This is a genomic window from Planctomycetia bacterium (assembly GCA_034440135.1).
In the GTDB taxonomy this organism is placed as follows: domain Bacteria; phylum Planctomycetota; class Planctomycetia; order Pirellulales; family JALHLM01; genus JALHLM01.
Map to the genome: position 1 here is coordinate 1 of JAWXBP010000472.1, position 10,392 is coordinate 10,392.

Here is a 10,392-nt window from a genome sequence, read left to right on the forward strand (position 1 = left end):
CGGCGTAATATACGGATTCGGTCGCTGTTCCGCCGGCAGCGTGATATTCAGGCCAATCGATTTGCCGTTCACTTCAAAGGCGCCGCGATTGCCGGCCTCCATGATGCCAGGACCGCCGCCGGTGACGATGACAAAATCGCATTCTCCGTTGACCTGACAGGACGACGTGACCAGCCGCGCGAACTCTCGCGCGGCGTCATAGTAGGGCGACTTGGCGAGTAGTCGCTCGGCGCGGGTGACCGCGCGCGCTGCCTTCGCGTTGGCAGGGTCGGCGGCCAGTTCCGTGCGGGCGTTCTGCAAACGCAGTTCCGCCTGCGGCGTGTCCACGATTTGCGTGCCGCCGAACAAGACGATCGTGGACCGCACGCCCTGTTCGACGAGCGTCATCTCCGGCTTCAGCAGCTCCAACTGCATCCGCACGGGCCGCAATTCAGGCCGGTTCAAGAACTCCAAGTCCTGTGCGGCGAGACGGTAACTCGGTGCTTGCTCGATCCGCTGCAGGTTGTCGTCTTCGAGGGTCATGCCGGCCGCCTGGGCGTGAAGGTGCGGAGTCGTCGGGTCAATCTGCAAGGATAGCGTTCGATTGAGGGCTGAACAGCCGTGCGCAACGTCCTCCGGGCGGCCCCTCGGGACCGTGGTGAGCCGGCCCGTTTATGTTATGCTCGCCTGCGAAGCAATGGGACGGAGATTGTCGATTTCGAGGAGCAGCCGCCATGTCCAGCGAGAAGCTTGCCGCGACGCGGATTCTGATGGTCGTGGACGACGTTTATGAAGATCTGGAGCTTTGGTATCCGAAGCTCCGTCTCCTGGAAGCCGGCGTGCATGTCACGGTGGCCGGGCCGCAGGCGAACAAATCGTACTCCGGCAAGCACGGGTATCCGTGCAAATCGGACGCAGCCATTGCCGAGATGGACGCCGGAGATTTCCATGGCATCGTGCTCCCAGGCGGGTTCATGCCGGACAAGCTCCGCCGTGAACCGCACGTGTTGAAGCTTGTCCGCGAGAGCGCCGCGGCGGATAAACTCGTCGCCGCCATCTGCCACGGCGGTTGGATCGCCATTTCGGCCGGCGTCTATCGCGGAGTCAAAGTCACCGGTTCGCCGGGCATCAAAGACGACCTGGTGAACGCCGGCGCCCATTGGCACGACGCCGCGGTGGTGGTGGATCGCCACTTCATCTCCAGCCGCAAGCCAGACGATCTGCCGGAGTTTATGAAAGCGATTCTTGGTTTTCTGTCGCGGTGAGCACAAAGGAAGCGCGCAGGAATGACGAATTTCTAAATTCGAATGTCGAATCAAATCCGAATCGGCTTGGCCCAACGAGTCTACTTTCGACATTCAATCAGTTAGACATTTGAGCTTGATTCGTCATTCAGATTTAGAACTTCGTCATACAGTTTCTGAGCGTCCGCTCCTTCCAACCTCGCAGTTGTCCCCACATGTCCAGCGACACTTGGACCGTCGGCCGCTTGCTCAAATGGACGACCGATTTTCTGAAGCAGCGCGGGGCGGAAAGTCCGCGGTTGGACGCCGAGGTGTTGCTGGCATCCGCCAAAGGTTGCGAGCGGATCGCCTTATACACGTCATTCGAAGACGAGGCCGACGAACCTTTGCGGACGCGGTTTCGCGAATTGGTCAAACGCCGCGCCGACGGTACGCCCGTGGCCTATTTGGTCGGCAAACGCGAGTTCTATTCGTTGCCGTTCGAAGTCACGCCGGATGTTTTGATTCCGCGCCCGGAGACCGAGCATCTGGTCATCGAGATTCTCGACCGCGCGAAGGAACTCGGCGCCGGTACGGCGTTGGAGATTGCCGACGTGGGAACCGGCAGCGGGATCATCGCCGTTTGCGCTGCGAAGCAATTGCCGCAAGCTCGCTTGACGGCCATCGATATCAGCCCCGCGGCGCTCGAAGTCGCCAAGCGCAACGCTGCGCGGCACAAGGTCAGCGAACGGCTGGAGTTTCTGGTCAGCGACCTGTTCGCGGCGCTGCCTGCGGAGCGGAAGTTTCAAATCATCGCCAGCAATCCGCCCTATGTGAGCGAATCGGAGTTGGCCGCGCTCGCTCCCGACGTGCGCGATCACGAACCGCGCGGCGCATTGGTTGCCGGCCCCAGGGGGACGGAAGTAATTGAGCGGCTCATTCCGCAGGCCGCCGCACGGCTAACACCCGGCGGTTGGCTGATGATGGAGCTGAGCCCCATGATCGAGTCGGCCGTGCGAGATTTGATCGTCCAGCAGGGAGGTTTTCAGACGCCCAAGACGATCAAGGATCTGGCGGGCTTGCCACGGATCGTGACGGCACGCCGCCACAGTTGAAATGGGCCCCGCGACCTGGCAGTTCTTCGACCGAGGCCCACGGATTCACGCGCCGTAACCGTTGTAATGGAAACGGGTTGCTTCATTGTCACGGGCGTTGCGCCCCTTGACTTGCGGCCCCTTGCGGCCCTATATTTGACCCGATCAGATCTCTCGAAGCAGTCCCGGCCCGGCCCGCTCGCAGGTGTGCGATTGCAAAGCCTTGGGCGCACACGTGTTTCTGAACCGGGATCGATGAGCGAATCGAAAGTGGCCGGAAAGGTGTCATGCCTCCCTTTGTAATCGACATGCAGCGCACGGAAGATGCGCGGGACGTCGTGCATCGCGCCGTGCAGGCCTTGGCCGAAGGGAAGCTGGTCGCCTTCCCGACTGAGACCGTATATGGGGTGGCCGCCAGCGCGCGGTGTCCGGAAGCCGTGGAACGGGTGATTCGTTCCACGAAGCGTCCGGCCGATTCTCCGCTGACCTTGGCGGTGAAAAGCGCCGATGACGCCTTGGACTACGTGCCGGACATGTCGCCGCTGGCCGGCCGGTTGGCGCGGCGATGCTGGCCCGGGCCGGTGACACTGGTGCTCGACGCGAATCACCCAGACAGCTTGCTGAACGCCTTGCCGAGCGGCGTGCGGAAGCGCGTGGCCCCGGCCGGCGCGGTGCGTCTACGGGCGCCTGCGCATGCCTTGATTCAAGACGTGCAGCGGATGCTGGTCGGCCCGATCGTGTTGGCTGGCATGCGTCGCAACGGTGATGTCGAGGCGATCACCGCCACCGAAGTCACTGATTTCCTCGGCGACGAAGTGCAAATGGTGTTGGACGACGGCCGCTGCCGGTACGGCCAGCCGTCCACGGTGGTGCGCGTGACGAACGGGCAGTTGGCGATCAGCAGGGCGGGCGTGTTCTCCGAGCCGACGTTGAGGAGGTTATCGCGCGTGGTCATCCTTCTGGTATGCACCGGCAACACCTGCCGCAGCCCGATGGCGGAAGCGCTGACGCGGAAGCTGCTCGCGGAACGGCTGGGCTGCAGCGTCGAGCAAGTCGAGGAACACGGCGTGGCGGTGATGTCGGCGGGACTATCGGCGATGTTCGGCGGCCGGGCCGCGCCGGAGGCCGTCGCAACGATGGCCGGCGAAGGCCTCGATTTGGCCTCACATGTCAGCCAACCGCTTACCGAGCAATTGGTGCGCAACGCCGATGTGCTGCTGGCGATGACCCGAGCCCATCGCGACGCGATCGTTTCCCAATGGCCCGACGCTGCCGGACGCGCCCATTTGCTCATGAAAAATGGGCAGGACGTGGCCGATCCGATCGGTTCTCCGGCCGAAATGTACGAACGGTGCGCCGCCCAGCTAAAAACGGGCCTGGCTCCCTGGGTGGAAAGCTTGGAGATTTGAAGTTCCAAGTAGTAGAGTGTAGATAGGCGACGACAGGCCGGGGGGCGGAAATCCCCGGCGGACCTAGGCTGGTTTGGGCAAAGTTCCCACGGCCCGTGACGGGAGTGAACGTTACATGCGGATTGCCCTGGGCAGCGACCATCGTGGTTTCGGCGTCAAACAGAAAATCGGCGACTTGCTGCGCCGATTTAACCACGAAGTGGAGGACGTGGGCGCCCATGGATTGGAGAGCGTCGACTATCCCGACGTGGCCGCCATCGTTGGCGAGAAGGTCAGCAAGGGAGAAGTCGATCGCGGCATTCTGATTTGCGGCACCGGCATCGGTATGAGCATCGTCGCCAACAAGTTCACCGGCGTCCGGGCCGCCCCCTGCCACGACGACATCACCGCGGAAATGAGCCGCCGTCACAACGACCTGAACGTGCTCTGTCTCTCCGCCGATTTGCTGGGCGAAAAGCTGATTGACCGCATGGTCGAAATCTGGCTCAACACAGAATTCGAAGGCGGCCGGCACGCGCGCCGTGTGGAGAAGATCACGGAGCTGGAAAAGGAATGACGAAGCTCGAAATTCGAATGTCGAATCAAGTCCGAATGACGGAATGACGAATTTGAGCGCGATCGACGCCTACGTTAGATCCGGATAAAAATCTTCCGCCGGTACATCCAGAGGCAGATCAGCCAGAGTACGAACGTGATCGATGCGCGTTCGATGATTGGCAGGTACGTGGCCCAGCCTTGGCCGCTTTCCCCGGCAGTGATCGCCGCGCTGAGATCGTAGCCCACGGCTTGCGCGAGCATCCGGCCGTGCGTCCAGAGCGTGCCGCCGGTCCAGCCGTCGATCAGCCAGTGCATGATGTACATCGTCAGCGGGTTCATGCCCACGACGACGAACGGGAACGCGCAGCGTTTGAAGCCCAGGCCGTCGATTAGCCACACGAACGCCGCGAGTCCCCACAGTACCCAGCCGGTGCTGAAGATCGCCCAGGTTGGCGTCCAGATCTTCTTGACGATCGGGCAGAACGTCCACTGCAGGCCGTCGCCGGGCCAGATAGTGCCGTCGAGGACCATACCGATGGCCAGGCAAATCGCGCCGACCTGCAGCAAGCGAATCGCCTTGCGGCCGACCGAGTCCAGGCCGCGCAGATATTCGCCGGTCATCACGCCGAAGATCGTCGTCGCCATCGACGGCACGAAGCTCAATGTCTGGTAACCGCCGCCGTTGAATTGAAACGGCTCCGACCGTGGAAACAGATTCAGCAGCCAGCGGTCCGACATCCCGGCCGGGTTGATGTGCTTATTCCATTGCTGGGCGATGTTGGCCCAGAATTCCGAGTGGAAGGGATAGACCTGGTCGCCGTGCGTCACGCCTTCGACCGCCAGCGGGAATTGCTGCCAATCGTCCGGGATGCCCTCGGGAATGGGATTCGGCAACGACGTGAAATAGAACCAGGCCCAATAGCCGGCCAGAATCGCGAGCGCCGCGGCGAGCTGCGCTTTGAGACCACGGCCGAGCGTCAGATAGACGAAGGCGTAACCGAGTCCCAACTGGCTGACGACGTCCTCGAAGGTGAACCGCGTCTGCTCGTGCCCATTGGAGCGCAGAAACACGCCCAGCAACGTGAGGAAGATCGCCCTCCACAACACATGCCGCGCGGTGACCGCCAGGCTATCGCCGCGGGCCAGTCGCTTGGCGTACGAATACGGCATCGCCACGCCGACGATGAACATGAACGAAGGCTGAATCAAATCCCACAGCGCGCAGCCGGTGTACTCGACATGGCTGAACTGATAGGCCAGCCACTGCCAAACGCGCGAGTCGGGAAAATGTTCAGCGACATTGCTCAACCCCAGCCCATCGGAAACCATCGCCAACATCACGAAGCCACGAAAGGCGTCGAGGGAGAGGAGACGTTCGGGCTCTTGAGGCGGGACGGTGCTCATGGCGATTTCATTTTTCTGTTGTGGCTCGGTCTCCCGACCGTGCCACCAGGCCGACCGACAGTCTCCACTTCTGAATGTCGTCGGGCTTCCCGTGTCATGGTCGGGAGACCATGACACAACAAGCACGCGTCATGCCGCACCTATTCCACCTGCTAGCTACTTCACCTACTTCCTCTCCCTACAGCGTCCACCCGCTGCGATACTCGCGCCGCAGAAACTTCTCCGCTTCCGGCGCGTTCGGGATTTTCATGTTTTCGGAATCCCATTCGAGCTTCTGGCCGCTGCGGTAGGCGACGTTGCCCAAGAGCACTGTTTCTGTCAGCGGGCCGGCGTAGCCGAAGTTGCAGGTCGTCGGTTCTCCGGTGCGGCAGGCTTGGAGCCATTCGGCGTGGTGGCCGATGGAGGCCGGGATGCTTTGCGGCGGCGCTGTGAAGCCTTTGAATTGATCTTCGGGGTACAGCTTGTAGCCGCCGTAGTCGGCGAACATCAGGCCTTTGTCGCCGACGAACATGATGCCGGCGCCGGGCACCTTGTGCCCGCGGACTTCCGTGGGAGTCTGATCGCCGTCGCGCCAGCTCATCGTCACCGCTGGCAGTTCGTCGCGCGCGGGAAACTCCCAGACGACTTTCAATCCCATGGGCGCGGTCTCCGGATGCGGTTCCGGGCCGAAGGCCTCGCAGGTTGTCGGCGCGTGCAGCTTCAACGACCAGAACACCAAGTCGATGTAATGGCAGCCCATGTCGGCGAGCGTGCCGCCGCCGAAGTCCCACCAGCGCCGCCAGTTGGCGGGCAAGTAGATCGGACTATAGGGCCGCTCCGGCGCGGGGCCGAGCCACAGGTCCCAATGCAGGCTCTTCGGGACCGGCGGCCGATCGGTCGGGCGATCGCCGCCGCCCCAGCCTTTGCCGACCCAAACATCGACCTCAGTCACCTTGCCGATCGCGCCAGACTGAATGATCTCGACTACGCGGCGGTAGTTGTCTGTGGCGTGGATTTGCGTCCCCATTTGGGTCGCTTGCTTCGTGGCGGCGGCCGTTTGCGAAACGGTCCGGGCTTCGAAGATCGTGTGCGTGAGCGGCTTTTCGCAATAGACGTGCTTGCCATGCTTAAGAGCCAGCAACGTGGCCGGCGCGTGGATGTGATCCGGCGTGCAAACGCAGACCGCGTCGATCGATTCCTCGTCCATCAGCTTGCGGAAATCGGTGAACTTCTGCGCCTTGGGGAACCGCTCACCGCACTTGCCCAAGAGCAAGTCGTCGATATCGCAGATCGCGACGAGGTTCTCGTGCTGGACGTTGTCGATCGTGAATTCGGCCTGATTCGACGTGCCGACCATCGCCACGTTCAGCTTGTCGTTCGCCAACCGCCGCGCCGCCCGGGATGGAAACGTCCAGAAACCGCCGAACGTCGCGGCGGCGCCGGCGGCGGCCGTGGTCTGGAGGAATAGACGACGATTCGGGCGCTGGCTCATGGCGGGTTCTCCCTGGCGGGGTGCGGGGCAACGAGCGCCGGCGCGCTCGGCGAAGTGGGGTTCGAGCAGTTCGGCCTTATGCTAGCCCCAATGGTAGGCCCGTGCAATCTTCGGTATGGTGGAAAGCTCTATTCCGAGCGCGCACACTAGCCCGTAGCGCCAGCGAGGGGGAGAGGACGTCGCTGAGGAACGCAGCGAGTACGCCGAGCAAACCGTACACTTCGGTGCGTTTTCAATGACGTTGAAGTGGACACGGTCGGTTTGGCGTTGTCGCCAAACGATCAGCAGCGTCAACTCCCCCTCGCTGGCGCTACGGGCTAGTGTTGGCACAATTCTCTCCGCCGTGATCACGCACCTTGACTGACAACATCGCATCGACGAACGAAACGAGCGCCACCCTTGCCGAGGCGGCCGCCCGACATGGCATTGAGCTTTCCAAGAAACAGCTCGAAAAGCTGGAGCAATATTGCAAGCTGCTCTGGGAGTGGAACGAGAAGATCAATCTCACGCGGCACACGACGTACGACAAGTTCGTCGGCCGCGATCTGGTCGACACGCACGTCCTGGCCAACTTGATCGAACAAGGCGAGCGCGTGCTCGACGTCGGCACCGGCGGCGGCGTGCCGGGCATTCCGCTGGCAATTCTGCGCCCGGACTTGACGGTCGCGCTGTCGGAATCGGTCGGGAAGAAGTCGCGCGTCGTCGAGGACATCGTCAAGCGTCTCGGCTTACAAATGTCGGTGTATCCCGAACGCGCCGAGAAAGTGCTCGCGAAGCGCGAATTCGACACGTTGGTGATTCGCGCCGTGGCGCCGCTGCCCAAGCTACTCACGTGGTTCAAGCCGCTTTGGCAACGCTTCGGCCGATTGCTGGTGATCAAAGGCCCGGCCTGGGTCGAAGAGCGCGGCGAAGCGCGGCACCTGGGCCTCTTGCGAAGCCTCGAGTTGCGCCGCGTCGCGAACTATCCGATCCCCGGCGCGGACGGCGAAAGTGTTGTCTTGATGGTCTGGCCGCGCGGGAAGAAACGCGCGTAGCTCGTCGTTGGCGAAGCGAGCCCTTCGACGCAGTTGTTGCAGTGCACAGTTGTTGCAGTGCACGGTTGTGGCTCGGTCTCCCGACCGTGCCACCGCGCCGACCGAAGGTCTCCACATCCGCGTGTCAACTCGGCGTTGCACGGTCGGGAGACCGTGCCACAACATCGCTATATTTGTCAAACCGCGGCGCGCGAAACGGGTTGGCCGCGTTGTTCGAGTGCGTTCGCTACGCGTTGCCATTGCTCGGCAGTTAGTCGAGCGCGCAGCGTGCCGGCGTTCTCCGCTAGTTGAGCGGGACGCTTCGCGCCACAGAGCGCGACCGTCACGCCGGGTTGCGAGATCGTCCAGAGAATCGCCAACTGCGCGAGCGTGACGCCGGCTTGCGCGGCGATGGGGCGCAAGGCGTCGAGAAAGTCTTGGTTTTTGGTCCACTCCTCGCCCTGAAACATCGGGTACTTCTTGCGGCCGTCTTTGGGATCAAAGACGTGATCGCGCGGCAACTTGCCGGCGAGAAAGCCCTTCATGATCGGCCAATAAACCGCGAGGGCCACGCCGCGTTCCCGGCACCAGGGGAGGATGTCGGCCTCGATTTCGCGCTGCAGCAGATTGTAATGCGGCTGACAAACCGTGATCGGGCACTCGCGGGCAAATTCCTCCATCTGTTGCACGTTCAAGTTCGAAACGCCGATCGTGCGGGTCTTGCCCTCATCCATCAGCGACTTCATCACCCCAGCGGTTTCGGCGATGGGCGTACTCGGATCCGGCGCGTGCAGGTAATAGAGTTCCACGCGATCGGTGTTGAGCCGGCGCAGGCTGGTCTCGCATTCGCGCCGTAACGTCGCCGGCGAGGCGTCGTAGGCCTGCTTGCCGTCCGGTCCCCAGTGAATGCCGCCTTTGGTGGCAATCACGAACTGATCGCGCTGATTGCCAATCGCGCGGGCGATCAGCCGCTCGCTCTCGCCATCGGCGCCATAGCAGAAGGCCGTGTCGAGAAAGTTGACGCCGTGATCGAGACAGGCTGCGATCGTCGCCAGGCTGTCGGCCTCATTGACGTTCAAACTCGTCATCCCGGCGATGGGCCAACAGCCGAGCGCGACGGCGGAGACGTGGAGGTCGGAGTTGCCGAGTTGGCGGAGTTCAGACATAGGCATGCTTCAACTGGGGCTTTCTGTTTCGGAACCCGCGCCAATCAGCTTCGCATAGAACCAGATTCGGCCGCATTCGGGACATACGATCGCATCGATCGGGCACTGTGCTAGCGGCCATCGCTCGCGTCGTTGAAACGATACGTATATTCCACTTGCGACCATGATATTCCCTCCATGAGCGCCGAGAGTACCCTGTTTGAGATCGACTTTACAATCCGGACAAGTCGTCGGCCGCATGCTTGCACTCATTCGCTCCCCACCTTTGTACGATACATGAGAGTAGCGCGAGAGAATCGAGACGTCACCTATTGCGGCAACAAATCATCTTCCTCGCCCGCCAGCTTGATCGGCGGCAAGTCCGGTATGTGCGGGCGCGGTGGCAGCGGCGGCGAATCGATCGGGATCGCAGCCGGCGGCTGGACGCCGGAAGCGGAGCGGCCTTGGATTGACGATTCTCCGGCGGCGCGGTGCTTGCCACGGCGGCGTTGCTTGAGTTCTTCCATCGCCGCGTCCGCGAAGCGTTCGCTTGGCAACACGATGGTTAAATCATTGTCATGCACGACCAGGTCGGGTTGCTTAAGATCGGCGACATGATCCGGACAAGCGAAGAGGCGTAGACTCACTTCCTCGTCCCAGCTTTTCATCCACAGCAGCACGCTGGCGGCGAGGATGATCACCATCGTGAAGATCAGCAGCGAGAGCAGCGTCGACCACATGCCGAAAGAAAAGGCGATAAAGGCCAAGAACAACACGCCGGCGCTCATCAACGCGGCGGTACCGGTGATGTGCAGCGGATACTCGAAGGCGCGGACCAGTGATTCGAAATGTTCGCCACGCAGGTCGTCGGCCCGGCCGCAGCGGCAGCATTGCTTGGGCAAGTCGATGTCCCAGTAGAAGCCGGTGCGGCAATCGCTATGCGCGAACTTAATCTGCCGCGCGCGGCGATTGGGCGTATCGAAGAACGGCAGCCAGACCCGCAGGTTGCACCAGGCCTGATGCAGCCGCGGCTGCAAGAACGACATGCCTTTGGCGCTGGCTTCCGCGGCCTTGCGCCGCATGGCATCGGACCGCTCGCCGGGCGCGGCGCCGCGCC

10 protein-coding genes are annotated in these 10,392 nt (G+C 62.3%); 5 read left to right on the top strand and 5 right to left on the bottom strand.

Annotated features, from left to right (window positions below; translation table 11 throughout):
- On the bottom strand, positions 1 to 570 hold a 570-nt coding region (locus tag SGJ19_26840), incomplete at its 3' end, for a 3-isopropylmalate dehydrogenase (protein MDZ4783881.1).
- A 143-nt stretch (positions 571 to 713) separates the two neighbouring features.
- On the opposite strand from SGJ19_26840, the gene SGJ19_26845 reads away from it, so the two are divergent.
- The 4 genes from SGJ19_26845 (at position 714) to rpiB (ending at position 4,261) form a co-directional block, all read left to right on the top strand.
- Complete coding sequence (locus SGJ19_26845; GenBank protein MDZ4783882.1) at positions 714 to 1,244, top strand: type 1 glutamine amidotransferase domain-containing protein; 531 nt, start codon at positions 714 to 716, stop codon at positions 1,242 to 1,244.
- 194 nt (positions 1,245 to 1,438) lie between these two features.
- A complete protein-coding gene (prmC, locus tag SGJ19_26850) occupies positions 1,439 to 2,317 on the top strand; it encodes a peptide chain release factor N(5)-glutamine methyltransferase (protein MDZ4783883.1) in 879 nt (292 codons plus the stop codon).
- A 266-nt stretch (positions 2,318 to 2,583) separates the two neighbouring features.
- On the top strand, positions 2,584 to 3,705 hold the full coding sequence (locus SGJ19_26855) for an L-threonylcarbamoyladenylate synthase (GenBank protein ID MDZ4783884.1): 1,122 nt from the start codon (positions 2,584 to 2,586) through the stop codon (positions 3,703 to 3,705).
- 115 nt (positions 3,706 to 3,820) lie between these two features.
- The gene (rpiB, locus tag SGJ19_26860; GenBank protein ID MDZ4783885.1) at positions 3,821 to 4,261 is read left to right on the top strand and encodes a ribose 5-phosphate isomerase B; all 441 of its coding nucleotides are present in this window, start codon (positions 3,821 to 3,823) and stop codon (positions 4,259 to 4,261) included.
- Positions 4,262 to 4,335: 74 nt separating this feature from the next.
- Here the strand turns inward: rpiB and SGJ19_26865 are convergent, their stop codons facing one another.
- Both SGJ19_26865 and SGJ19_26870 read right to left on the bottom strand, forming a co-directional pair.
- Positions 4,336 to 5,646, bottom strand: a complete 1,311-nt coding sequence (locus SGJ19_26865; GenBank protein MDZ4783886.1) for a DUF5009 domain-containing protein — start codon at positions 5,644 to 5,646, stop codon at positions 4,336 to 4,338.
- A 178-nt stretch (positions 5,647 to 5,824) separates the two neighbouring features.
- The gene (locus SGJ19_26870) at positions 5,825 to 7,117 is read right to left on the bottom strand and encodes a Gfo/Idh/MocA family oxidoreductase (GenBank protein ID MDZ4783887.1); all 1,293 of its coding nucleotides are present in this window, start codon (positions 7,115 to 7,117) and stop codon (positions 5,825 to 5,827) included.
- Between the two features lie 356 nt (positions 7,118 to 7,473).
- Between SGJ19_26870 and rsmG the strand changes: the two genes are divergently transcribed.
- On the top strand, positions 7,474 to 8,151 hold the full coding sequence (rsmG, locus tag SGJ19_26875; GenBank protein ID MDZ4783888.1) for a 16S rRNA (guanine(527)-N(7))-methyltransferase RsmG: 678 nt from the start codon (positions 7,474 to 7,476) through the stop codon (positions 8,149 to 8,151).
- Between the two features lie 176 nt (positions 8,152 to 8,327).
- Here the strand turns inward: rsmG and SGJ19_26880 are convergent, their stop codons facing one another.
- Together SGJ19_26880 and SGJ19_26885 are read right to left on the bottom strand one after the other, a co-directional pair.
- A complete protein-coding gene (locus SGJ19_26880) occupies positions 8,328 to 9,296 on the bottom strand; it encodes an aldo/keto reductase (protein ID MDZ4783889.1) in 969 nt (322 codons plus the stop codon).
- Positions 9,297 to 9,604: 308 nt separating this feature from the next.
- Positions 9,605 to 10,392, bottom strand: a 788-nt coding sequence (locus tag SGJ19_26885) for a hypothetical protein (protein ID MDZ4783890.1), incomplete at its 5' end; no start/stop codon positions are given.